Source organism: Cellulomonas sp. McL0617 (genome assembly GCF_049994875.1).
Classification (GTDB): domain Bacteria; phylum Actinomycetota; class Actinomycetes; order Actinomycetales; family Cellulomonadaceae; genus Cellulomonas.
In genome coordinates, this window is sequence record NZ_CP188256.1 from 1,460,719 (window position 1) to 1,484,375 (window position 23,657).

Here is a 23,657-nt window from a genome sequence, read left to right on the forward strand (position 1 = left end):
AGGACCACTGCGGCAGGACCCTTGCGACACGACCCTGCGCCAGGACAACGGCGCCGGCACGTCGACGCCTGCGACGGGACCCCGCGACAGCAGCACCACGGGACCCGACCCGGGAAGCAGACCCAGCGGGTCGACGTAGTCGCCGCCGACCCGCACGCCCCAGTGCAGGCAGGCGTCCGGCGCGCAGTGCGACCCGGTCGTCTCCAGGGTGCCCAGCTGGTCACCGAGTGCCACCCGCGCGCCGACGACCACCGTCGCACTGACCGGTTCGAGGCTCGACCGCCGACCGTCCAGGTGCACGACGCTCACGACACCGCGACCGGCCACCCTTCCGGCGAATGCCACGACGCCGTCCGCCGGGGCGAGCACGGGTGCTCCCGCCGTCGCGCGCAGGTCGACGCCGCGATGACCGGCCGACCACGCATGCTCCGGCGCCTCGAACCGTCGGACGACGTCAGGCGGCCCGGCCAGCGGTAGGGCGTAGGGCACGGCGCCGCCGCCGATGTCGGCCGGCCCGGAGGCTGCGGGGGGAGCCGAGCCGAGGACGCCGACGATCAACAGTGCCACGAGAGCGCCCAGCGCGACCACCACGGTGGGCGCGAGCCGAGCGCGTCCGGGTCGCATGCGGGTGCTGGTCACCTGGCCACGGTGCGCCGCCGGCCGCGCGGTCCGGGGGCAGCCGGTCATGAATGTGGACCGCCGGCCACGACCCGGGGGCTGGGGGCGGCTCGGCAGACGGCGCCGGGCGCTGTTCGGAGCTTCCGCTCGGATCGGCTAAACTACTGGCGCGACCGGTCCGTACCGGTCGACTTCGCGCGTCATCCTCCCGCTCGGGAGCACGTCCGCGCCTTCGGAACCTTTCGGGTTCGAGGGTCCGGCGAGCACCCGGACGGGGTCGATCTCCGCAGCGGTCCGGAACTCTGCACACGGGGCAACCCGATGCAGGTGCCCGGAGCGGACGACGACATGGCGCCAGGGGCGACGACCACACGGTCGGAGCCGACAACCGAGATGCGGATCCTTGCGGGTCCGCTATTGACGCGTGCACCGTACGGTGCACGCCGGAAGGACGTGCCATGGCCGTCGTGACCATGCGCCAGCTGCTCGAGAGCGGTGTCCACTTCGGACACCAGACCCGCCGCTGGAACCCCAAGATGAAGCGCTTCATCTTCACCGAGCGCAACGGCATCTACATCGTCGACCTGCAGCAGTCGCTGTCCTACATCGACCGCGCGTACGACTTCGTCAGCCAGACCGTCGCCCACGGCGGGACGATCCTGTTCGTCGGCACCAAGAAGCAGGCGCAGGAGCCGGTCGCCGACCAGGCCGCGCGCGTCGGCATGCCGTACGTGAACCAGCGCTGGCTCGGTGGCATGCTCACCAACTTCAGCACGGTGCACAAGCGTCTGCAGCGCCTCAAGGAGCTGGAGCAGATCGACTTCGACGACGTGGCGGGCTCGAACCTCACGAAGAAGGAGCTGCTCGTCCTGCGCCGCGAGAAGGACAAGCTCGCGAAGACGCTCGGCGGCATCCGCGACATGGCCAAGGTCCCCTCGGCCGTGTGGATCGTCGACACGAACAAGGAGCACCTCGCCGTCAACGAGGCGCGCAAGCTCGGCATCCCGGTCGTCGCGATCCTGGACACCAACTGCGACCCCGACGTCGTCGACTACCCGATCCCGGGCAACGACGACGCGATCCGCGCCGTCCAGCTGCTGACCCGTGTCATCGCGGACGCCGCCGCTGACGGCCTGCTCAAGCGTCACTCGGGTCGCACCGCGGCCGCCGAGGGTGCTGACGCGGACGCCGAGCCGCTGGCCGAGTGGGAGCGCGAGCTGCTCGCCGGTGCCGAGGCCGGCCTCGCCGCGGACGCAACCGCTGAGGTCGCCGTCGAGGTGGCCGAAGAGGCCGCCGCGGCCGAGGTCGTCGAGGAGATCGCGGAGGCTGTGGCCGAAGAGATCGTCGCCGAGGAGGTCGCTGTCGAGGCCGTCGCCGAGGAGCTCGTGGCCGAGGGCGTCGCCGCCGAGACCGCCGTCGAGGTTGCCGAGGAGGTTGTCGCCGAGGCCGTCGCCGAGGAGATTGCCGACGCCGAGGGCGACGCCGACTCGAAGTGACCTGGTGGTCCGCCGGCCCCAGAAGGCCGGCGGACCCCGCTCGATCATCACGACACAAGCAGAACGGACACGACTGATGGCGAACTACTCGCTCGCAGACATCAAGGCGCTGCGCGAGAAGACCGGTGCCGGAATGATGGACGTCAAGAGGGCGCTCGAGGAGGCCGAGGGCGACTCCGACAAGGCGCTCGAGCTCATCCGCGTCAAGGGCCTCAAGGGCGTCGGCAAGCGTGAGGGGCGCGCGGCCTCGGACGGCCTCGTCGTCGCGCACGTCGGCCCGACCGCCGACGGTGAGGGTCAGACGGGCGTGCTCGTCGAGATCAACTCCGAGACGGACTTCGTCGCCAAGAGCCCGAACTTCGTCGCCCTCGCGGACCGCGTCCTCGCGGCCGCGGTCGACAGCCCGGCCCGCGACGCGGACGCGCTGCTGGCCACCGAGGTCGACGGCTCCAGCGTGCAGAACATCGTCGACGAGACGGCCGCCACCCTGGGTGAGCGCGTCGTCGTGCGTCGTCTGGCCCGCGTGGCCGGTGAGCACGTCGAGGTCTACCTGCACAAGGTCAGCAAGGACCTGCCCCCGCAGGTCGGCGTCCTCGTGGCGACCGACGCGGCCGGCGCCGGCGTGGCACGCGACATCGCGACCCACATCGCGGCGTTCTCGCCGACGTACCTCACGCGCGAGGAGGTCTCCGCCGACGTCGTCGCCAACGAGCGTCACATCGCCGAGGAGACGGCCCGCAACGAGGGCAAGCCCGAGGCCGCCCTGCCGAAGATCATCGAGGGTCGCCTGAACGGCTTCTTCAAGGAGAACGTCCTGCTCGAGCAGGCGTTCGCCAAGGACAACAAGAAGACGGTCGCCCAGGTCCTCTCCGAGGCCGGCGGCACGCTGACGGGCTTCGTGCGCTACCGCGTGGGAGCCTGACACCTGTGAGCTCGACGGTGGCCCTGGCCCGACTGGGTCGGGGCCACCGGCGCACGCAGGAACAACACCGACCGACCACTTCTCAGGAGGCGACGTGAGCGACACACCGAGCACCGCCCGCGGGGTCGAGCCGGAGCGTCGCGTCCTGCTCAAGCTGTCGGGGGAGACCTTCGGCGGCGGTGCCATCGGACTCGCGGCGGACGTCGTCAAGCGGGTCGCCGCCGAGATCGCCGTGGCGGTCCGGGCGGGCGTCCAGGTGGCGATCGTCGTCGGCGGCGGCAACTTCTTCCGTGGCGCCGAGCTGTCCCAGCAGGGGCTCGACCGGGCGCGTGCCGACTACATGGGCATGCTCGGCACGGTGATGAACTGCCTGGCGCTGCAGGACTTCCTGGAGCAGGCCGGGGTCAGCACCCGCGTGCAGACGGCCATCACGATGGGCCAGATCGCGGAGCCGTACATCCCGTTGCGCGCCATCCGGCACCTCGAGAAGGGCCGCGTCGTGATCTTCGGCGCCGGCGCCGGGATGCCCTACTTCTCCACCGACACCGTGAGCGTGCAGCGCGCCCTCGAGACGCACTGCCACGAGGTGCTCATGGGCAAGAACGGCGTCGACGGCGTCTACTCGGGCGACCCGCGCACCGACCTGACCGCAGTGAAGCTCGATCACCTCACCTACACCGACGCGCTGGTCAACGACCTCGGCGTCATGGACGGCTCGGCGCTCAGCCTGTGCCGCGACAACGACGTCCGCATGCGCGTGTTCGGCCTCGAGGAGGTCGGCAACGTCACGCGGGCGCTGCAGGGTGAGAAGATCGGCACGCTGATCACAGCCAGCTGATGTGCCGGCTTGACAACACGAGACGTACGAAGGAGCTCCGGTGATCGACGAGACCCTCTTCGAGGCTGAAGAGAAGATGGACAAGGCCGTCGAGGTCGCCAAGGAGGACTTCTCGACGATCCGCACGGGCCGCGCGAACGCCGCGATGTTCTCCAAGATCTTCGTCGACTACTACGGCAGCCCGACGCCGCTGCAGCAGCTCGCGTCGTTCAACGTCACCGAGGCGCGCACGATCCTGGTCTCGCCGTTCGACAAGTCGTCGACCGTGGCGATCGAGAAGGCGCTGCGCGACTCCGACCTCGGGGTCAACCCCACCAACGACGGCAACGTCATCCGCGTGGTGCTGCCGGCCCTGACGCAGGACCGTCGCAAGGACTTCGTGAAGCTGGCCCGCACCAAGGCCGAGGACGGGCGCATCTCGGTGCGCAACGTGCGTCGTCGCGCCAAGGAGGAGCTGGACCGCATCGTGAAGGACGGCGAGGCGGGCGAGGACGAGGTCGGCCGCGCCGAGAAGGAGCTCGAGGCGTTGACCAAGAAGCACGTCGACCTCATCGACCAGCTTCTCTCGTCCAAGGAGAACGAGCTGCTCGAGGTCTGATGACGGACACAGCCATCGCCACCACCCGCACCCCGCGCTCGGGTCGTGACCTGCCGGTCGCGATCGTCGTCGGCGTCGGCCTGCTCGTGCTCGTGGTGGCCTCGCTGTTCATCCGCAAGGAGGCGTTCGGCGTCCTCGCGATCGTCGCCGTGTGCGCGGGCCTGTGGGAGCTGGCGCAGGCGTTCACGCGCCGCGACATCCACCTGCCGCTGCTCCCGCTGCTGGTCGGCGCGATCGGCATCCTCGTCTCGGCGTACACGGCCGGTCCCGAGGCCCTGTTCGTCTCGTTCATGCTCACGGTCGGGGGCGTCGTCGTCTGGCGCGTGCTCGACGGGAGCGGCGAGTCGGCCCTGCGGGACGTCACCGCCGGGGCGTTCGCCGCCGCGTACCTGCCGTTCCTGGCCGGGTTCGTCATGCTCATGCTCGCGGAGCCCGACGGGCCGTCCCGTGTCATGCTCTTCATCCTGCTCTGCGTGGCCAACGACACCGGTGGGTACACCGTCGGCGTTCTGCTGGGCAAGCACCCGTTGGCACCGTCGGTCAGCCCGAAGAAGACCTGGGAGGGTCTGCTCGGGTCGATCGTGCTCGCGTGCGTCGTCGGCGTCGTGGGCATCCAGGTCGCCTTCGGCGGCGAGCCGCTGGTCGGCGTGTTCCTCGGCCTGGCCACGGTGGTCACCGCCACGCTCGGCGACCTCAGCGAGTCGCTGCTCAAGCGCGACCTGGAGCTCAAGGACATGGGTCGGCTGATCCCCGGGCACGGCGGCCTCCTCGACCGGCTCGACTCCCTCCTGCTGACCGTCCCCGCGATCTACCTCGTCCTGTCGGTCCTGCAGCCGGCCTGAAGTCCTGAAAGGGGGTGCCATGACCGGCACACCCGTCCGCCTCGACCTGTCGTCGCCCAACCGCGGGCCGCGGGGCAAGCCGCCCAAGCACTTCGTCGACCTCACGCCCGAGCAGCGGATCGAGGCCGTCACGGAGCTGGGGGAGAAGCCGTTCCGCGCCAAGCAGCTGGCGACGCACTACTTCACGCACCTGTCCAACGACCCCGAGACGATGACCGACCTGCCCAAGGCGTCGCGCGACAAGCTGGTGGCGAACCTGTTCCCGCAGCTGCTCACCGCGCACCGGACGCAGACGGCCGACAAGGGCACGACGGTCAAGACGCTGTGGCACCTGTTCGACGGCGCCAAGGTCGAGTCAGTCCTCATGCGCTACGCCAACCGGACCACGCTGTGCATCTCCAGCCAGGCCGGCTGCGGACTCGCGTGCTCGTTCTGCGCGACCGGCCAGATGGGCCTGACGCGCAACCTGTCGACCGCGGAGATCGTCGAGCAGGTGCGGGCGGCCGGACGTTCGCTGGCCGACGGCGAGGTGCCCGGCGGCCCCACCCGGCTCACTAACGTCGTCTTCATGGGCATGGGCGAGCCGCTGGCCAACTACAAGTCGGTGCTGGAGACGGTCCGGCGGCTCGTCGCGCCCACTCCCGACGGGCTGGGCATGTCCGCGCGCAACGTCACCGTGTCGACCGTCGGCATGGTCCCGGCCATGGACAAGCTGGCCAAGGAGGGCATCCCCGTCACGCTGGCGCTGTCCCTGCACGCCCCCGACGACGAGCTGCGCAGCGAGCTGGTGCCGGTGAACACGCGCTGGAGCGTCGACGAGGCGCTCGACTCGGCGCACCGCTACTTCGAGATCACGGGCCGACGCGTGTCCATCGAGTACGCGCTGATCCGCGACATCAACGACCACGCCTGGCGTGCGGACCTGCTGGGCGAGAAGCTCAACGCCCGCGGCCGCGGCTGGGTGCACTGCAACCCGATCCCGCTGAACCCGGTGCCCGGGTCGAAGTGGACGGCGAGCGATCCGCGGGTCGAGCAGGAGTTCGTGGCACGCTTGCGTGCGCACGGGATCCCGACGACCATCCGGGACACCCGCGGCAGTGAGATCGACGGTGCCTGCGGCCAGCTCGCAGCAGAGGAGGACGAGTGAGCGACGGCATGTTCCGGACCGTCACCGGTCTGAAGCAGGGCTACGACCCCGACGAGGTGGACGACTTCTTCGCCCACGCACGTGCCGTGTACGAGCAGGGACCGGCCGCCGCGCTGTCCAGCAAGGACGTGCGGGGCGTGGCGTTCGACATGGTCCGCGGTGGGTACGTGACCGCGGCGGTCGACGCGGCGCTGGACCGCCTCGAGGCGGCGTTCGTCGCCCGCTCGCGCGCCGAGTACGTGGGGACGCAGGGGCAGCAGGCGTGGATGTCCAAGCTCAGCGAGCAGGCCCGGACGCTCTACGGCCGGCTCGGCCGGCCCGACGGCGACCGGTTCGCCGCGCCGGAGCGTCGGCACCAGGGCTACGAGCCCGCCGACGTCGACGAGCTGTGCCACCGGCTCGTCGCGTACTTCGACACCGGGGCTCCGCTCGCCGCCGCCGAGGTCCGGTCCGCGACGTTCCGGCGCCGCAAGGGCCGCAACGCCTATGCCGAGCCCGCCGTCGACGCGTTCTTCGCCCGAGCCGTCGAGGTGCTGCTCGGCGTCGAGTGATCCGACGAGCTCAGAAGGGCCGCGCTCCGTGGAGCGCGGCCCTTCTCGTCTGCCGGTTCAGCCGTCCTCGCGCTTGAAGGTCCTCGCGCCGAACCACATCCCGAGCGCCGCCAGCACGATCGTGACGATCACCCCCCAGACCGCCGTCGCCGAGCCGAAGTCGCCGTTGAACTGGGCGCGGATGCCCGAGACCACGTGCTTGACGGGGTTCAGGTTGGACAGCGTGTTCAGCCACGCGGGTGCGGTCGCCGCGGTGATCGGCAGCAGGATCCCTGAGAGCAGGAGGAGCGGCAGGGCGATGCCGTTCATCAGGGGAGCCAGGGCGTCCTCGCTCTTGAGCGTGAGCGCGATCGCATAGGACGCGGATGCGAACGCCGCGGCCAGCAGGGCTCCGGTGACGATGCCGAGCACGACACCCCAGAACGGCGCCTCGAGCCCGAACAGGAACGCGACCGAGCACAGGACGACGCCCTGCACGAAGACGACGATGACGTCACGCGTGACGCGGCCGAGCACGAGGGCCGCGCGCGGTGCGGGGCTGACACGCTCCGCCTCGATCACGCCGTCCCGCCACTCGCCGATCAGGCCGAAGCCGACGAAGAGTGCGCCGAACATGCCCAGCTGGACCAGGAGGCCGGGGACGAACAGCTGGTACGCGTTCGTGGCGCCCAAGGAGCCCGCGATCGGCTCGAGCAGCGGGCCGAAGAGGCACAGGTAGAGCACGGGCTGCAGGAGCCCCATGACCGACCAGACCGGGTTGCGCAAGGAGATTCGCATCGCCCGGCGGAACACGGTCGACGTGTCCCGAAGGAACGTGGAGCGGCCGGTCTGCTCGTCGAGGAACGTGGGAGTGTCGGTGGTGGTCATGCTGCGGCTCCGTCGTGGGTGTCGGTGCTCTCGCCGCCACGCTGCTCGCCGTCCCGCAGCGATCGGCCGGTGAGAGTGAGGAACACGTCGTCGAGGGTGGGACGGCGCAGCTCGACGCCGTCGATGTCGATCCCGTCGGCGTCCAGGGCCCGCAGCAGGCCCGCCAGCTGGGTGCGGCCCTGGGGGACGCGGACCTCGACCACGGAGCCGTCGACCACCGGGGCGGTCGAGCCGGGCAGCTGGGTGGCGACCGCCGCGATCCGTGCGACGTCCGAGGGCACGGCCGCCGTCAGGACGATCGCGTCGCCGCTGACCCGCTGCTTGAGCTCTTCGGGGCTGCCCTGCGCCACGATCTGGCCGCTGTCGATCACGAGGATCCGGTCGCAGAGCGCGTCGGCCTCGTCGAGGTAGTGCGTGGTGAGGAACACGGTGCTGCCGCGGCTGTCGCGCAGGCCGCGCACGTGCGTCCACAGGTTCGCGCGCGCCTGCGGGTCCAGCCCCGTCGTCGGCTCGTCGAGGAAGATGAGCCGGGGGGTGTGGATCAGGCCGAGCGCGATGTCGAGGCGACGACGCTGTCCGCCGGACAACGTGCCCGTCTTGCGGTCCCACAGGCCGTCGAGCTCGAGCTGCCCGAACAGCTCGTGACCGCGGGCGGTCGCGACGGAGCGCTCGACGCCGTAGAGGAGGGCGTGGTCGACGACCTCCTCGCCGGCGCGGGCCTCGCTCGCGGTGGAGCCCGACTGCGCGACGTAGCCGATCCGGCGCCGGACCGCGCTGGGGTCCTTGCGCAGGTCGGCGCCGGCGACCGTCGCCTCGCCGCGCGTCGGCCGCAGGAGCGTGGTGAGCATGCGCAGGGTCGTGGTCTTGCCGGCCCCGTTCGGGCCGAGGAAGCCGACGATCTCGCCGGCGTCGACGTCGAGGTCGACACCGCGCACGGCGTCCACGTCTCCGCGTCGGGTCTTGTAGGTGCGGGCCAGGCCGCGGGCATGGATCATGCGGGGGTCTCCTTCGGATGGTGACCCCAGTATTCAAGATTGACTATTACTCGTCAACCTTGACTATTACGCGTTGTGGTAGACCGTGCCCCTCGGCCTCGACGAGCACCACCCCGGGGCCGACGCCGGCCAGGCGGGCGATCTCGATCTGCTCGGGCGTCGGCGTCCACATGGGAGGCTCGCCGTCGAAGGCGTAGGTGCCCGACCGGAGCCGCCCGAGGTACTCGTGCGCCCAGGCGATGTCGGCGCGGGTCCGAGCGGCGAGCAGCCGGCCGATCTCGCTGGCCGAGTCCGGCGTCTCCTTGGCGTCGAGGATCTGTTCGACGGAGGCGAGGCTGTCGGACAGCAGGTCCTCGAGGATGCCGATCCGGGCCTGGATCGCCCGGACCACCTCGTCGCGCGGGAGCGCGTAGGCCATGTTGACCGCCGTCAGGAACACGGGCAGGTCGTCGACGTCCAGGAGGCCGGCGCGCACGAGCGCGAGGAACTCCGCGTCCCCCTCGGGGGTGATCACATACGTGGTCCGCTGCGGCCGGTTGCCCGCGGGGCTCTCGATCTCGGCCAGCAGACTGGCGCGCGTGAGGGTCTTCAGCGCGTTGTAGATCGAGCCGGGGTGGATGTGCGCCCAGCGCTCGACCTCCCAGCTCATCAGCTCGCGGCGCAGGAAGTAGCCGTGCACCGGCTGGAAGATGCGCACGCATCCGAGCACGAGCAGGCGGGTGGCAGACCCCTGCGCGGAGGCTGGGCTCGACGAAGGACCGGGCATGCGGCGATCCTGCCACGACCCGCGATGATGGGACCGTGAGCCACAGAAGCGTCGCCCTCCTCGGGTCCACCGGCTCGATCGGCACCCAGGCCATCGACGTCATCATGCGCAACCCGGACCGGTTCACGGTGTCCGGTCTGAGCGCCGGGGGCGGTGACGTCGGGCTCCTGGCTCGGCAGGCCCGCCTGCTCGGCGTGCCGGTCGTCGCGGTCGCCGACGAGGCGGCCGGGCAGCCGCTGCGCGACGCGCTCCCCGGCGTCGAGGTGCTCGTCGGTCCGCAGGCCTCGACCGAGCTGGCGAGCCGCGGCGCGGACGTGGTGCTCAACGGCGTCACGGGCAGCGTCGGCCTCGGCCCGACGCTCGCGGCCCTGCGCGCGGGCAGCACCCTGGCGCTGGCCAACAAGGAGTCGCTCGTCGTCGGCGGACCGCTGGTGCACGCGGCCCGGCAGCGGCCGGACCAGATCGTGCCCGTGGACTCGGAGCACTCGGCGATCGCACAGGCTCTGCGAGGCGGCACGCACCCCGAGGTCCGCCGGCTGGTGCTGACGGCATCCGGCGGCCCCTTCCGCGGCTGGGCGCACGACGACGTCAAGACCGTGACCCCGCAGCAGGCGCTGGCGCACCCGACCTGGTCGATGGGCCCGGTGGTGACGATCAACTCCGCGACCCTGATGAACAAGGGTCTCGAGCTCATCGAGGCGCACCTGCTCTTCGACGTCCCTGTCGAGGACATCACCGTCGTCGTGCACCCGCAGTCCGTCGTGCACTCGATGGTGGAGTTCGTCGACGGGTCCACGCTCGCCCAGGCGTCCCCGCCCGACATGCGCCTGCCGATCGCGCTCGGGCTGGGCTGGCCGGACCGAGTGCCCGACGCGGCACCGGGCTGCGACTGGACCCGGGCGACCGGCTGGACCTTCGAGCCGCTCGACGAGGAGGTGTTCGGGGCCGTCGCGCTCGCTCGGACCGCCGTGGCCGCGAGCCCGACCCATCCTGCGGTCTACAACGCCGCGAACGAGGAGTGCGTCGAGGCGTTCCTGCGCGGTCGGATCGGGTTCCTGGACATCGTCGCGACCGTCGAGCGCGTGCTGCACGAACACCAGGGTGCCGGCGACCTCACGCTCGACGCGGTCCTGGACGCCGAGGTCTGGGCCCGCGCGCGCACACAGGAGATCCTGGCCCGCGCCTGACCGAGGACCGCAGCGTCGACGGCGTCAGCGACCGAGCACGCGGTTCAGGACGGACTCGACCCGGCTCGGGTGGCCGGAGCGGAGCTCGGTGCGGTCCGCCCAGCCGGCCGCGCGGCGCGCGGCGGTGATCCCTGCCCACCGCAGCGGTTCGGGCTCCCAGCGCGGTGAGCGGTGCCCGACCCACGGCAGGCGGACCAGGGGCGAGTCGGCCCCGGTGACCAGGTCGGCGAGCGTCCGGCCGGCCAGGTTGGTCGTCGCGACCCCGTCGCCGACGTAGCCGCCGGCCCAGCCGATCCCCGTCTCGGCGTCCAGCCCGACGGACGGCGACCAGTCGCGGGACACCCCGAGCGGGCCGCCCCAGCGGTGCGTGATCTCGGCGCGGTCGAGCACCGGGAACAGGGCGACCAGCTCGCGTCGCAGGTGCTCCGCGGTCCCCTCGGCCAGGTCGTAGTCGGGCCGGATGGCGGAGCTCAGGTGGTAGGGCGCGCCGCGGCCGCCGAACGCGAGGCGGTCGTCCGTGGTGCGCTGGCCGTAGACGATCAGGTGCCGGCCGTCGTGGAACGTCTGAGCCCGGTCCAGGCCGATCTGCGCCCAGACCTCGGGCGGCAGCGGCTCCGTCGCGATCATGTGCGAGTAGACCGGGGCGAGCTCCCGTTCCGACCCGGACAGCTGTGAGGTCCAGGCCTCGGTCGCGCGGATCACCCAGCGCGCGCGGACGGTGCCGTGGTCGGTCACCACGGCCCGCGGCGAGAGCCGCAGCGCACGGGTCCCCTCGGCCAGCCGAGCGCCGCGGGAGAGCAGCACCTCGACCAGTCCGCGGACCAGGCGCAGGGGCTGGATACGGGCGCAGTCGGGCGTGTACGACCCGCCGATCACGCCCGCGGCGCGCACGTGCTCCTCGACCTCGTCGGGACCCAGGAGGTGCGACTCGTCGCCCCAGCGAGCGTCGGCCTCGACCTCGGAGGCGATGCGCTCGAGCTGCGGGCGGTTGCGGGCGAGCGTGACCGTGCCCCCGAACGCGAACCCGCAGTCGATCTGCTCGGCCGCCGCGACGCCACCCACCTCGACGACGGTGTCCCGCATCGCGGCGCGCAGGTCCGCGGCGGCGGCGTGCCCGTGCCGGCGGGCCAGCTCGTCGCCGGACACCGGGAACAGCGCCGAGCACCAGCCGCCGTTGCGTCCGCTGGCCCCGAAGCCCGCCACCTGCGCCTCGACGACGAGCACGTCGAGCGCCGGGTCCTGCTCCAGCAGGTAGTACGCCGTCCACAGGCCGGTCAGGCCCGCGCCGACGATGACCACGTCGGCGACGTCGTCCCCGTCGAGCGGGTCCCGGGGCAGCAGGCTGTCGGGGTCGTCCGCGGCGACCTGGTCGAACCACAGGGAGAGCCCGGACTGCACCGTCACAGGCGCGTCCACGCCTCGGTCAGCACGCCGCGCAGGATCTGCTCGATGTCGTCGAACTCCTTCTGGCCGCAGATGAGCGGAGGAGCGAGCTGGATGACGGGGTCGCCCCGGTCGTCCGCCCTGCAGTACAGGCCCGCCTCGAACAGCGCGCCGGACAGGAACCCCCGCAGCAGCCGCTCGCTCTCGTCGTCGTCGAACGTCTCGCGGGTGACCTTGTCCTTGACCAGCTCGATCCCGTAGAAGAAGCCCTCGCCGCGGACGTCGCCGACGATCGGCAGGTCGAGCAGCTGCTCCAGGGTGCGCCGGAAGGCCGGGGCGGTCTCCTTGACGTGCGCGGTGATGCCCTCGCGCTCGAACAGGTCGAGGTTGGCGTTGGCGACGGCGGCCGAGACGGGGTGCCCGCCGAAGGTGTACCCGTGCGCGAACGACGCGTTGCCGTGGGCGAACGGCTCGTAGAGCCTGTCGGACGCGATGAGGGCGCCGATCGGGGAGTAGCCCGAGGTCATCCCCTTGGCGCAGGTGATCATGTCGGGCACGTAGCCGAAGTCGTCGCACGCGAAGATCGAGCCGATCCGGCCGAACGCGCAGATGACCTCGTCGGAGACGAGCAGCACGTCGTGCTCGTCGCAGATCTCGCGCACCCGCTCGAAGTATCCGGGCGGCGGCGGGAAGCAGCCGCCCGCGTTCTGCACGGGCTCCAGGAAGACCGCCGCCACCGTGTCCGGACCCTCGAACTCGATCGCCTCGCCGATGCGGTCGGCGGCCCACCGACCGAAGGCCTTCGGGTCGTCGCGCAGGTGGTCGGGCGCCCGGTACTCGTTGGTGTTGGGCACCTTGTGCGCGCCCGGCACCAGCGGCTCGAACGGCGCCTTGAGCGTGGGCAGGCCCGTGATCGACAGGGCCCCGTGCGTGGTGCCGTGGTACGCGATGGACCGGGAGATGACCTTGTACTTGTTCGGCTTGCCCGTGAGCTTGAAGTAGTTCTTGGCCAGCTTCCAGGCGGTCTCGACCGCCTCGCCGCCGCCCGTGGTGAAGAAGACGTGGTTCAGGTCGCCCGGTGCGTACGCGGCCAGCCGCTCGGCCAGGTCGATCGCCTCGGGGTGCGCGTACGACCACAGCGGGAAGAATGCCAGCTTCTCGGCCTGCGCGCGTGCGGCCTCGGCGAGCTCGGTGCGACCGTGCCCGGCCTGCACGACGAACAGGCCGGAGAGGCCGTCGATGTACTGCCGGCCCGCGTCGTCGTAGATGTGGTGACCCTCGCCGCGCACGATCGTGGGGACGCCGCCGTCCCAGGCGCTCTGCCGGGTGAAGTGGCCCCAGAGGTGGTCGCGGGCCGCCTGCGAACGGTCGGCGCCGGAACGGGTGGTGCTCATCTGGTCCCCCAGTTGTAGAGCTGCTTGCGCAGCTTCAGGTACACGAACGTCTCGGTGGTCCGCACCCCCGGCAGGGAGCGGATCTTCTGGTTGAGGACCTCGAGAAGGTGGTCGTCGTCCTCGCACACGACCTCGCACAGCAGGTCGAACCCGCCCGCGGTCACCACGACGTAGTCGACCTCCTGCAGCGCGGCGAGCGCGTCGGCGACGACGCTGAGGTCCCCCTCGCACTTGAGGCCGATCATCGCCTGTCGCGTGAAGCCGACCTGGAGCGGGTCGGTGACGGCGACGATCTGCATGACCCCCGAGTCGGTGAGCCGCTGGACACGCTGCCGGACCGCGGCCTCGGACAGGCCGATGGCCTTGCCGATCGTCGCGTACGGCCTGCGGCCGTCCTCCTGAAGCTGCTCGACGATCGCCTTCGAGACGTCGTCGAGCGCCGCGTTGCCCGGTGCCGGTCTGCGTGTGCCCACGCGCCGATCGTGGTCGGCCGCGGGCCGGGATGCAAGGAATTCGTTGTGACAGGCCGAAGAAACTTCTGATTTCGAGGACAACGGGCCCTCGATCGGCCGAATGGTCTGTCCGACCCTGCCGGAAGCGGCAGCGGCGGCGTACGGTTCCATCACATGCGTCCCCGGACGGAAAACGCCCGCGAAGGAGTCACCGTGAGCCAGGCCACCGACCAGTCCATCGAGCTGCTCAACGTCGTCGGGGGCGAGCTGCGTCCCGCCGCGGATGGACGCACGACCGCGGTGGTCGACCCGTCGACGGGCCGGGAATACGCCCGGGCGCCGCTCAGCGGCCCAGCGGACGTCGACGCCGCCTACGCGTCGGCGTCGGACGCGTTCACCACGTGGGGGCGCACGACACCGGCGGAGCGGCAGCTCGCGCTGCTCAGGCTCGCCGACGCCGTCGAGTCGCGCGCGGCCGAGTTCGTGGCCGTCGAGTCCCGCAACACCGGCAAGCCGCTGCACCTGACCGCGACCGACGAGGTCCCGCCGTGCGTCGACCAGCTCCGGTTCTTCGCCGGGGCCGCGCGCGTGCTCGACGGGCTGAGCGCGGGGGAGTACCTGGCGGGCCACACCTCGTGGGTGCGCCGCGAGCCGGTCGGCGTCGTCGGCCAGGTCACGCCGTGGAACTACCCGCTCATGATGGCGATCTGGAAGATCGCGCCCGCGCTCGCGGCCGGCAACACGGTGGTGCTCAAGCCGTCCGACACCACGCCCGCCTCGACCTTGCTGCTGGGCCAGGTGGCCGCCGAGGTGCTGCCGCCGGGGGTGCTGAACATCCTCTGCGGCGACCGGGTGACGGGCCGCGCCCTGGTCTCGCACGCCCGTCCCGACATGGTCGCGATCACCGGGTCGGTGCGTGCCGGCTCCCAGGTGGCCGAGGCCGCGTCCGCCGCGGTCAAGCGCGTGCACCTCGAGCTCGGCGGCAAGGCGCCCGTGATCGTGTTCGCGGACGCCGACCTGGCAGCGGCCGCGGAGGGGATCGCCGGTGCGGGGTACTACAACGCCGGCCAGGACTGCACCGCGGCCACCCGGGTGCTCGTGCACGCCTCTGTGCACGACGACTTCGTCGCCGCGCTCGCGGAGGCTGCTCGCACGCAGAAGACCGGGATGCCCGACGACCCGGACGTCGCGTTCGGGCCGGTCAACAACGCCCTCCAGCTCGAGCGCGTCACGGGGTTCCTCGACCGGCTGCCCGACCACGCGTCGGTCGTCGCGGGCGGGCACCGCGTGGGCGACACCGGCTACTTCGTCGAGGCCACGGTGGTCGCGGGCCTGCGCCAGGACGACGAGGCGGTGCAGGACGAGATCTTCGGGCCGGTCATCACGGTGCAGACGTTCACGGACGAGGACGAGGCGATCGCGCTGGCCAACGGCGTCCGGTACGGCCTGGCCAGCTCGGTGTGGACCGCGAACCACGGACGCGCGCTGCGCATGTCGCGGGCGCTCGACTTCGGGGTCGTGTGGATCAACACGCACATCCCGTTCGTCGCCGAGATGCCCCACGGTGGCTTCAAGCAGTCGGGCTACGGCAAGGACCTGTCGATGTACGGGTTCGAGGACTACACCCGGATCAAGCACGTGATGTCTGCGTTTGACGCGTAAGTCCACGGATCTGACGGGTCCATGCTTCCGGCATGCAACATTTTCGTTGCGGCTGGGTGCTTTCGCAACGAATTCCTTGCTGGACGCCGGTCCGCTTGCAATGATCCGTCGGACCGCGTTCGTGGCAGAAGCATCCGAGGAGCCCCATGACCGACCAGCGTCGTCGACCCGTCCCGACCGACCCGCGCGTCCGGGCCCTGATCGCGCATGCCACCCGGCGCGGCCGCGAGCGGTCGACCGACCTGTCCCGGAGGTCGTTCCTGCTGGGCGCCGCGGGCGCCGCCGGGGCCGCAGCCGTGCTCGCGGCGTGCGGCACGGGCGGCGCGGCGACGTCGTCGACCCGGGCGGCCAAGGACGACTCGTCCAGCGACAAGCTCGTCCGCTGGGCCAACTGGACGCAGTACCTCGACCAGAACGACGACGGCACCAAGTACCCCACCCTCGAGGCGTTCCAGGCCAAGACCGGGATCAAGGTGACATACGCCGAGGACATCGAGGACAACGACTCGTTCTACGGCAAGATCAACGGCCAGCTGAAGAACGGCCAGGACATCGGGTACGACATCGTCACCCTCACTGACTGGATGGCCGCGCGGATGATCCGCCTCGGCTACACCCAGGCGCTGGACAAGGCGGCGATGCCGAACACCGCGAACATCCTGCCCAACCTGGCCAACGTCGACTTCGACCCGGGCCGCACGCACTCGCTCACGTGGCAGTCGGGCTTCGCCGGGCTCGCCTGGGACAAGTCCAAGGTGCCCGGCGGCCTGCACTCGGTCGACGACCTGTGGAAGCCGGAGCTCGCCGGCCGGGTCGAGGTGCTCTCGGAGATGCGCGACACCATGGGCCTGCTCATGTTCAACCAGGGCGTCGACCCCGCGGGCGCCTGGACCGACGACGACTTCCACTCGGCGCTCGAGGTCCTCAAGGAGAAGATCTCCTCGGGGCACATCCGCAAGGTGCTGGGCAACTCGTACACGCAGGACCTCGCGTCGGGGGACGCGATCGCCGTGATCGGCTGGTCCGGTGACATCACGTCGCTCAACTACGAGTCCGACGACCGCTTCGAGTTCGCCATCCCGGACGCCGGCGGCACGCTCTGGAGCGACAACATGATGGTGCCCATCGGCTCGCCGGCCCTGACGAACGCCGAGAAGCTCATGGACTACTACTACGACCCCGAGGTGGCCGCCCAGGTCGCCGCCTGGGTCAACTACATCACGCCGGTCGAGGGCGCCCAGCAGGCGATGGTCGCGATCGATCCCGACCTCGCCAGCAACCCGATGATCTTCCCCGACGCGGCCACCCTGTCCAAGGTCAGCGTCTTCCGCACCCTCGACCCCGCGGAGGAGGCGCGCTACAACGGCGAGTTCCTCACGGTGATCGGCGCATGACGAGCACGACCGGGGCCATCGAGGTCGCCGCAACGGTCGACGTCGAGACCGACACCGGCGCGGCCCTGCAGATCACCGGGGTCACCAAGGCCTTCGGTGACTTCCTCGCGGTCGACCACCTGACCCTGACCGTGCCGAGCGGCTCGTTCTTCGCCCTGCTCGGCCCGTCGGGCTGCGGCAAGACGACGACGCTGCGCATGGTCGCCGGGCTCGAGCAGCCGACGACGGGCACGATCGCCATCGGCGGCCGGGACGTCACCGGGACGCGGGCGCACCAGCGGCCCGTCAACACGGTGTTCCAGAGCTACGCGCTGTTCCCGCACCTGACCGTGGGGGAGAACGTCGCGTTCGGTCTGCGGCGTACGGGCAAGAGCGAGATCGCGCGCCGCGTGGCCGAGGGCCTCGACCTGGTCGAGCTCGGCCACCTGGCAGGCCGCAAGCCGGTCCAGCTCTCGGGCGGCCAGCAGCAGCGGGTGGCGCTCGCTCGCGCCCTGGTCAACCGGCCGTCGGTGCTGCTCCTCGACGAGCCGCTGGGCGCGCTGGACCTCAAGCTGCGCCGCCAGATGCAGCTCGAGCTCAAGCGCATCCAGACCGAGGTGGGGCTGACCTTCATCCACGTCACGCACGACCAGGAGGAGGCCATGACGATGGCCGACACGGTCGCGGTGATGAACCACGGCCGCATCGAGCAGATGGGGACGCCCGCCGAGCTGTACGAGCTGCCTCGGACGGCCTTCGTCGCCAACTTCCTCGGACAGTCGAACCTGGTGCCCGGCACGGTCAGCGAGCGCGTGACCTCGACGGGTCTGCTCGCGGTCGACGTGGTCGGTCGGCGACTCCTCGTGCCCGAGGCGCGCTCGGTCCGGTCGTCGGGCGACGTGCTCGTCGGGGTCCGGCCCGAAAAGCTGCGGATGCTCGTCGGGGACCAGGAGCCGTCCTCGGGCGAGAACGTGCTCGGCCCGGGGACGGTGACCGACGTGTCCTTCACGGGCGTCAGCACGCAGTACCAGGTCGAGGTTGCCGGTCTGGGCACGTTCGGCGTGTTCGCGCAGAACCTCCTGGGCGGCTCGACCGTCGCGCCCGGGTCCCGGGTGCGGCTCGCGTGGTCGATGGACTTCACGTTCGCGCTGGACGGCGCGGACGCTCCTGACGAGGGCACGGTCGACCTGGACGACGAGCCGTGAGCCTGACCGCCGCGCTCGGAGAGGGCGTCGCGACGGGTCCGGCGGCGCCTGCGCCTCGCACGCGGACCCGTTCCCGGACGCACTGGCTCCTGCTCGGACCGGGCCTCCTCTACCTGGGCCTGCTGTTCGTCGTCCCGGTCGGCGCGCTGCTCGTGACCTCCCTGTACGTGCCCGTGCCGGGTGGCGACCTCGGGCAGTACCAGCCGGCGCTGCACTGGCAGAACTACGTCGACGCGATGTCGCAGTTCTGGCCGGTGATGCTGCGCTCGTTCTGGTTCGCGTTCGTGGCCACCGTGGCGACGCTCGTCATCGGGTACCCGATGGCGTACGCGATCGCCATCCGGGCCCGGGGTCGCAAGCTGCTGCAGGGGATGCTGCTGGTCCTGGTCGTCGCGCCGTTCTTCACCAGCTTCATCCTGCGGACGATCGCCTGGAAGCAGATCCTCTCGGACGACTCGTTCGTGGTCAGCGCCCTGCACTGGCTCCACCTGCTCCCGGAGGGCGCCCGGCTGACGGCGACCCCGTTCGCCGTCGTCTGCGGCCTGACCTACAACTTCCTGCCGTTCATGGTGCTGCCGATCTTCGCGGGCCTCGAGCGGCTGGACGCGCGGATGCTCGAGGCGGGCGCGGACCTGTACGCGTCGCCGCTGACCGCGTTCCGCACCGTGACGTGGCCGCTGTCGCTGCCGGGGGTCGTCGCCGGCACCCTGCTGACGTTCATCCCGGCCGTCGGCGACTACGTGAACGCGTCCCTGCTCGGCAACAACACGAACACGACGATGATCGGGCAGGTCATCGACGCCCGGTTCTTCAAGGTGCTGGACTACCCGACCGCCGCCGCGCTGTCCGTCGTGCTCATGGCGGCGATCATGCTCCTGGTGACGCTGTACATACGGCGCGCGGGGACCGAGGAGCTCCTGTGAGCGTCGACGTCCGGCCCGCCGTCCGGCCGCCCGCGCGGCGTCGGCGTCGCATCGGCGACGCCATCGTCCCCACGTTCGCCGCGCTCGGGTTCGTGTTCCTGCTGGTCCCCGTCGCGTACACGGTCGTGTTCTCGTTCAACGACGCGGGCAAGACGAACCTCGTGTGGCGCGGCTTCACGCTCGACAACTGGCGCAACCCGTGCGGTGCCCCGCAGGTGTGCGAGGCGTTCGGGCACTCGCTGCAGGTCGGACTCCTGTCCACCCTCGTCGCGACGGTCCTCGGCACGCTCGTGGCCATCGGTCTGGTGCGGTCCCAGTTCCGCGGTCGCTCCGCTGCCAACCTGCTGATCTTCCTGCCGATGTCGACGCCGGAGGTGGTGCTCGGTGCGGCGCTCCTGGCGCAGTTCCTGTCCGTTCGGGTGCCGCTCGGCTTCAGCACGGTCGTGGCCTCGCACGTGCTGTTCTGCATCAGCTTCGTCGTCGTCACGGTCAAGGCACGCGTCTCGAGCCTGGACCCGGCGATAGAGGAGGCCGCGGCAGACCTGTACGCCTCGCCGCTGCAGGCGTTCTGGCGGGTCACGTTCCCGCTCCTGCTGCCCGGGATCGCGGCGGCCGCGCTGCTCGCGTTCAGCCTCAGCTTCGACGACTTCATCGTCACGAACTTCACGTCCGGGTCGTACGAGACGTTCCCCAAGTTCGTGTACATCTCGGCGACCCGCGGCATCCCGCCGCAGGCCAACGTCATCAGCTCGTTCATGTTCGTGCTGGCCCTCGCCATCGTCGTGATCGTCCAGCTGCTCGGCCATGCCCGGAGCAAACGCCTCCGGTGAACGACCAGACGGGCGCGACGCAGCGCCCGGTGAGAGGTGGACCTCGTGCGGATCCTGGTGGTCGGTAGCGGAGGGGTGGGCGACGCGGTCGCCCGGATCGCAGCCCGTCGGACCTTCTTCGAGCGGCTGGTCGTCGCGGACGTGGACCTGGCGCGCGCCCGGCGCACCGTCGACGCGGCGAGCGAGCACGACGTGGTGGGCGGCCGGTTCGTCGCCGCCGTCGTCGACGCTTCCAGCGCGGCGGCCGTCGAGGCGCTGGTGCGCGAGCACGGTGCCACGTACGTGCTGAACGCCGTCGACCCGCGCTTCGTCCTGCCGATCTTCGAGGGCGTGCGGGCGGCCGGGGCGGACTACCTCGACATGGCCATGTCGTTGTCGCACCCCCACCCGGACCGGCCGTACGAGCTGCCCGGCGTCAAGCTCGGCGACGAGCAGTTCGCGGCGGCCGGGGACTGGGCGACGGCCGGGCGCCTGGCGCTCGTCGGCATGGGCGTGGAGCCCGGGCTGTCGGACGTGTTCGCGCGGTACGCCGCCGACCACCTGTTCAAGTCGATCGACGAGCTCGGGGTGCGGGACGGCGCCAACCTCGTGGTGCTCGGCGACGACGGCGAACCGGTCTTCGCGCCGTCGTTCTCCATCTGGACCACGATCGAGGAGTGCCTCAACCCGCCGGTCATCTGGTCGGCGGACCGCGCCGAGGCCGGTGCCGGTCTGGAGGACGGCTGGTTCACCACCCCGCCGTTCCACGAGCCCGAGGTGTTCCGGTTCCCCGAGCCGATCGGCGACGTCGAGTGCGTGCACGTCGAGCACGAGGAGGTCCTCCTCATGCCGCGCTGGGTGGACGCCCGCAAGGTGACCTTCAAGTACGGGCTCGGCGAGGAGTTCATCGGCGTCCTGCGCACGCTGCACACGCTCGGCCTCGATCGCACCGAGCCGGTCCAGGTGCGCGGCGTGCCGGTCAGCCCACGCGACGTCGTGGCGGCGTGCCTGCCCGACCCCGCGACGATCGGCCCCCGGATGTCGGGGTCGACGTGTGCCGGCCTGCTGGTCACCGGGACCGGCACCGACGGGTCGCCGCGGGAGGTCTACCTGCACCACATCGTCGACAACGCCTGGTCGATGGCCGAGTACGGCGCACAGTGCGTCGTCTGGCAGACGGCCGTCAACCCGGTGGTCGCGCTCGAGCTGCTCGCGACGGGCGTCTGGTCGGGTGCGGGCGTGCTCGGCCCGGAGGCGTTCGACGCGGTGGCGTTCCTCGACCTGCTGGCCGCGCCGACGCCCGCGGGCTACGGCTCCCCGTGGGGCCTCGACGAGCGCGACCCCGCCTAGGACGGACGCCGGTACACCGACACGTGGGACGGCGAGTCGGCGGTGAACGGCGATCCGACCCAGTCGGCGTGCCGGGTCTCCGGGTCGAGACCCGCCAGCTGCGCCATGAGGTCGAGCTCTGCAGGCCACACGTAGCGGTGCGGGCTGCGGGTGAGGCTGGCGTGCACGGCGTCGTCCTCGCTGAACCGGACGTGGTGCGACACCACACGCTGGAGCAGCACGTCGTAGGTGTCTAGGCCGAGGTAGCCGGGCTCGACGGCCCAGACGGTGGCACTCTGCCCGGGCGGGAGCGCGCGCAGCTGCGGGACCCACAGCTCGACGACGAACCGGCCGCCCGGACTCAGGTGGCGGGCAGCGTTCCGGAAGCACGCGACCTGCTCGGCCTGTGTGAGCAGGTTGGAGATCGTGTTGTAGACCAGGTACACGAGGCTGAACTCGCCGGGTGCGACGGCTGTCGCCATGTCGCCCAGGACGACCGGGATCGTCGCCTCGTCCGCCTTCGTCCGCAGCCGCGCGACCATCGCGGGCGAGAGCTCGATGCCGGTGACCGGCACGCCGCGCTCGGCGAGCGGGACTGCGACCCTGCCGGTGCCGACCGCGAGCTCGAGCGCTCGACCGCCCGCCGCGAGGACGGCGAGCATGTCGACCGTCGGCCCGAGCACCACGGGCGCGAACATGCCCGAGCCGGGCGTGTCGTAGCGCTGCGCGGTCTCGGCGTCCCAGATCTGGTCCACCCTCGCGACGATCGCACCGACCCGGCGGGCCGTCCACGGATTACAGCGATCGCAGCGCGTCCTCCAGCACGGTCAGCGCGTCGTCGAGCAGCTCGTCGCCGATGACGAGCGGCGGCAGCAGGCGCAGGACGTTGCCCCACGTGCCGCACGTGAGCACGAGCACGCCCTGGGCGGCGCAGGCCGCCGCCACCCTCTGCGCGGCGGCCTTGTCGGGCTCGAGCGTGCCCGGACGCACCAGCTCGAGCGCGAGCATCGCGCCCCGCCCACGGATCTCGGCCACGGCGCCGACGTCGGCGAGGCTCGCGGTCAGCCGCGGGACCACCCGGTCCTCGATCGCGCGCGCGGCGCCGACCAGGTCGGTCCGTTCGTACAGGTCGATGCTCGCCAGCGCCGCCGCACAGGCGATCGGGTTGCCGCCGAACGTGCCGCCCAGCCCGCCCGCGTGCACCGCGTCGAGCAGCTCGGCCCGACCGGTCACCGCGCCGAGCGGCAACCCGCCGGCGATGCCCTTGGCCAGGGCGATGAGGTCCGGCACGACGCCCTCGTGGTCGCACGCGAACATCGCACCCGTGCGCGCGAACCCGGTCTGCACCTCGTCGGCGACGAGCACGATGCCCTTGTCCTTGGCCCAGGCCGCGAGGGTCGGCAGGAACCCGGGGGCGGGCACGACGAAGCCGCCCTCGCCCAGGATCGGCTCGACGACGATCGCCGCGACCTGGTCCGCGCCGACCTGCCGCTCGGCGACGTCGATCGCGCGACGGGCGGCCTGCTCGCCGGTCATCCCCTCGGGGTCGCGCAGCGGGTAGGACGCGGGCACGCGGTACACCTCGCCCGCGAACGGCCCGAAGCCCGTCTTGTACGGCATGGCCCGCGCCGTCATCGCCATCGTCAGGTTCGTGCGCCCGTGGTACGCGTGGTCGAGCACGAGCACGGCCTCGCGACCGGTCGCGCGCCGGGCGATCTTCACGGCGTTCTCGACGGCCTCCGCGCCGGAGTTCACCAGCACCGAGCGCTTCGCGTGGTCGCCGGGGGTGAGCCGGGCGAGCGCCTCGCAGACCGCGACGTACTCCTCGTAGGGGCTGATCATGAAGCACGTGTGCGTGAAGTCGAGCGCCTGCGCCGCCACGGCCGCGGCCACCTCGGGCGCGCTCGCGCCGACCGAGGTCACCGCGATGCCGGAGCCGAGGTCGACGAACACGTTGCCGTCCACGTCCTCGATCACCGCGCCCGAGGCCCGCGCCACGTACACCGGCAGCGTGGACGACACGCCCGCGGCGACCGCGGCGGCCCGACGCGCGCCGAGCGCGATCGACCGGGGGCCGGGGACGGGCGTCCGCAGCGCGCGGCGCTGCTCGAGAACAGTGGCGGGAGCGGAATCAGTGGCCATGCTCGGACGTTAGTGCCGATCTCGCACGCGGGAAAGGCCGGGCACGACGAATTCCGCTACCCGTCCGATCCGTACCGATCCGGACGAGGTCCGGACTTCTCGACCCGCCGAACGGGTGAGCCCAGCGGGCGTCCAGCGAGTTCCCAGGGTGGCGGGGG

22 protein-coding genes and 1 pseudogene are annotated in these 23,657 nt (G+C 71.4%); 14 read left to right on the top strand and 9 right to left on the bottom strand.

All coding sequences use genetic code 11. The features are described 5' to 3' along the window. Positions 1 to 186: 186 nt before the first annotated feature. Positions 187 to 687: pseudogene (locus tag ACPPVS_RS06615) on the bottom strand (peptidoglycan DD-metalloendopeptidase family protein); the annotation flags it as partial. Positions 688 to 1,076: 389 nt separating this feature from the next. On the opposite strand from ACPPVS_RS06615, the gene rpsB reads away from it, so the two are divergent. The 7 genes from rpsB (at position 1,077) to ACPPVS_RS06650 (ending at position 7,012) form a co-directional block, all read left to right on the top strand. Then, on the top strand, positions 1,077 to 2,114 hold the full coding sequence (gene rpsB, locus ACPPVS_RS06620) for a 30S ribosomal protein S2 (RefSeq protein ID WP_426595234.1): 1,038 nt from the start codon (positions 1,077 to 1,079) through the stop codon (positions 2,112 to 2,114). Positions 2,115 to 2,190: 76 nt separating this feature from the next. After that, positions 2,191 to 3,036, top strand: coding sequence for a translation elongation factor Ts (tsf, locus tag ACPPVS_RS06625; RefSeq protein WP_426595235.1), 846 nt, complete (start codon positions 2,191 to 2,193; stop codon positions 3,034 to 3,036). A 94-nt stretch (positions 3,037 to 3,130) separates the two neighbouring features. Next, positions 3,131 to 3,874: a UMP kinase gene (gene pyrH / locus ACPPVS_RS06630; RefSeq protein ID WP_426595236.1), complete on the top strand. Its 744-nt coding sequence runs from the start codon at positions 3,131 to 3,133 to the stop codon at positions 3,872 to 3,874. Positions 3,875 to 3,914: 40 nt separating this feature from the next. Continuing rightward, on the top strand, positions 3,915 to 4,472 hold the full coding sequence (gene frr / locus ACPPVS_RS06635; RefSeq protein ID WP_426595237.1) for a ribosome recycling factor: 558 nt from the start codon (positions 3,915 to 3,917) through the stop codon (positions 4,470 to 4,472). After that, positions 4,472 to 5,314, top strand: coding sequence for a phosphatidate cytidylyltransferase (locus ACPPVS_RS06640; protein ID WP_426595238.1), 843 nt, complete (start codon positions 4,472 to 4,474; stop codon positions 5,312 to 5,314). Before frr ends, ACPPVS_RS06640 begins: the two co-directional genes overlap by 1 nt. Positions 5,315 to 5,333: 19 nt before the next feature. Beyond that, positions 5,334 to 6,461, top strand: coding sequence for a 23S rRNA (adenine(2503)-C(2))-methyltransferase RlmN (rlmN, locus tag ACPPVS_RS06645; protein WP_426595239.1), 1,128 nt, complete (start codon positions 5,334 to 5,336; stop codon positions 6,459 to 6,461). After that, positions 6,458 to 7,012 (top strand): DivIVA domain-containing protein, encoded by a 555-nt coding sequence (locus tag ACPPVS_RS06650; RefSeq protein WP_426595240.1) that lies wholly within the window; start codon positions 6,458 to 6,460, stop codon positions 7,010 to 7,012. Before rlmN ends, ACPPVS_RS06650 begins: the two co-directional genes overlap by 4 nt. A 57-nt stretch (positions 7,013 to 7,069) precedes the next feature. On the opposite strand, the gene ACPPVS_RS06655 is transcribed toward ACPPVS_RS06650, so the two are convergent. The 3 genes from ACPPVS_RS06655 to ACPPVS_RS06665 are packed head-to-tail and all read right to left on the bottom strand — an operon-like array spanning position 7,070 to position 9,640. Continuing rightward, complete coding sequence (locus ACPPVS_RS06655; RefSeq protein WP_426595241.1) at positions 7,070 to 7,879, bottom strand: ABC transporter permease; 810 nt, start codon at positions 7,877 to 7,879, stop codon at positions 7,070 to 7,072. Next, on the bottom strand, positions 7,876 to 8,874 hold the full coding sequence (locus ACPPVS_RS06660) for an ATP-binding cassette domain-containing protein (protein ID WP_426595242.1): 999 nt from the start codon (positions 8,872 to 8,874) through the stop codon (positions 7,876 to 7,878). The genes ACPPVS_RS06655 and ACPPVS_RS06660 overlap by 4 nt, the downstream gene beginning before the upstream one ends. Before the next feature lie 46 nt (positions 8,875 to 8,920). Further along, positions 8,921 to 9,640, bottom strand: a complete 720-nt coding sequence (locus ACPPVS_RS06665) for a PadR family transcriptional regulator (RefSeq protein WP_426595243.1) — start codon at positions 9,638 to 9,640, stop codon at positions 8,921 to 8,923. A gap of 35 nt (positions 9,641 to 9,675) precedes the next feature. Between ACPPVS_RS06665 and dxr the strand changes: the two genes are divergently transcribed. Then, positions 9,676 to 10,827 carry a 1-deoxy-D-xylulose-5-phosphate reductoisomerase gene (gene dxr, locus ACPPVS_RS06670; protein WP_426595244.1) on the top strand — a complete coding sequence of 384 codons (1,152 nt, stop codon included), beginning with the start codon at positions 9,676 to 9,678 and terminating at the stop codon, positions 10,825 to 10,827. Between the two features lie 24 nt (positions 10,828 to 10,851). On the opposite strand, the gene ACPPVS_RS06675 is transcribed toward dxr, so the two are convergent. The 3 genes from ACPPVS_RS06675 to ACPPVS_RS06685 are packed head-to-tail and all read right to left on the bottom strand — an operon-like array spanning position 10,852 to position 14,077. Continuing rightward, on the bottom strand, positions 10,852 to 12,231 hold the full coding sequence (locus ACPPVS_RS06675) for an NAD(P)/FAD-dependent oxidoreductase (protein WP_426595245.1): 1,380 nt from the start codon (positions 12,229 to 12,231) through the stop codon (positions 10,852 to 10,854). Next, a complete protein-coding gene (locus ACPPVS_RS06680) occupies positions 12,228 to 13,604 on the bottom strand; it encodes an aspartate aminotransferase family protein (RefSeq protein ID WP_426595246.1) in 1,377 nt (458 codons plus the stop codon). Before ACPPVS_RS06680 ends, ACPPVS_RS06675 begins: the two co-directional genes overlap by 4 nt. After that, positions 13,601 to 14,077: an Lrp/AsnC family transcriptional regulator gene (locus tag ACPPVS_RS06685; RefSeq protein ID WP_426595247.1), complete on the bottom strand. Its 477-nt coding sequence runs from the start codon at positions 14,075 to 14,077 to the stop codon at positions 13,601 to 13,603. The genes ACPPVS_RS06680 and ACPPVS_RS06685 overlap by 4 nt, the downstream gene beginning before the upstream one ends. Positions 14,078 to 14,230: 153 nt before the next feature. On the opposite strand from ACPPVS_RS06685, the gene ACPPVS_RS06690 reads away from it, so the two are divergent. The 6 genes from ACPPVS_RS06690 to ACPPVS_RS06715 all read left to right on the top strand — a co-directional run bounded on the left by ACPPVS_RS06690 (position 14,231) and on the right by ACPPVS_RS06715 (position 21,378). Then, positions 14,231 to 15,718 carry a gamma-aminobutyraldehyde dehydrogenase gene (locus ACPPVS_RS06690; RefSeq protein WP_426595248.1) on the top strand — a complete coding sequence of 496 codons (1,488 nt, stop codon included), beginning with the start codon at positions 14,231 to 14,233 and terminating at the stop codon, positions 15,716 to 15,718. Between the two features lie 146 nt (positions 15,719 to 15,864). Next, positions 15,865 to 17,112 carry an ABC transporter substrate-binding protein gene (locus ACPPVS_RS06695; RefSeq protein ID WP_426595249.1) on the top strand — a complete coding sequence of 416 codons (1,248 nt, stop codon included), beginning with the start codon at positions 15,865 to 15,867 and terminating at the stop codon, positions 17,110 to 17,112. Next, on the top strand, positions 17,109 to 18,296 hold the full coding sequence (locus tag ACPPVS_RS06700; protein ID WP_426595250.1) for an ABC transporter ATP-binding protein: 1,188 nt from the start codon (positions 17,109 to 17,111) through the stop codon (positions 18,294 to 18,296). The genes ACPPVS_RS06695 and ACPPVS_RS06700 overlap by 4 nt, the downstream gene beginning before the upstream one ends. A 2-nt stretch (positions 18,297 to 18,298) precedes the next feature. Beyond that, the gene (locus ACPPVS_RS06705) at positions 18,299 to 19,219 is read left to right on the top strand and encodes an ABC transporter permease (RefSeq protein WP_426595895.1); all 921 of its coding nucleotides are present in this window, start codon (positions 18,299 to 18,301) and stop codon (positions 19,217 to 19,219) included. After that, on the top strand, positions 19,216 to 20,049 hold the full coding sequence (locus ACPPVS_RS06710; protein ID WP_426595251.1) for an ABC transporter permease: 834 nt from the start codon (positions 19,216 to 19,218) through the stop codon (positions 20,047 to 20,049). Before ACPPVS_RS06705 ends, ACPPVS_RS06710 begins: the two co-directional genes overlap by 4 nt. 45 nt (positions 20,050 to 20,094) lie before the next feature. Continuing rightward, positions 20,095 to 21,378, top strand: coding sequence for a saccharopine dehydrogenase family protein (locus tag ACPPVS_RS06715; RefSeq protein ID WP_426595252.1), 1,284 nt, complete (start codon positions 20,095 to 20,097; stop codon positions 21,376 to 21,378). On the opposite strand, the gene ACPPVS_RS06720 is transcribed toward ACPPVS_RS06715, so the two are convergent. Both ACPPVS_RS06720 and gabT read right to left on the bottom strand, forming a co-directional pair. Further along, the gene (locus ACPPVS_RS06720) at positions 21,375 to 22,055 is read right to left on the bottom strand and encodes a class I SAM-dependent methyltransferase (RefSeq protein ID WP_426595897.1); all 681 of its coding nucleotides are present in this window, start codon (positions 22,053 to 22,055) and stop codon (positions 21,375 to 21,377) included. The two genes, ACPPVS_RS06715 and ACPPVS_RS06720, sit on opposite strands and share 4 nt — an antisense overlap. A 97-nt stretch (positions 22,056 to 22,152) precedes the next feature. Next, on the bottom strand, positions 22,153 to 23,499 hold the full coding sequence (gene gabT / locus ACPPVS_RS06725; RefSeq protein WP_426595253.1) for a 4-aminobutyrate--2-oxoglutarate transaminase: 1,347 nt from the start codon (positions 23,497 to 23,499) through the stop codon (positions 22,153 to 22,155). Between the last annotated feature and the right edge of the window lie 158 nt (positions 23,500 to 23,657).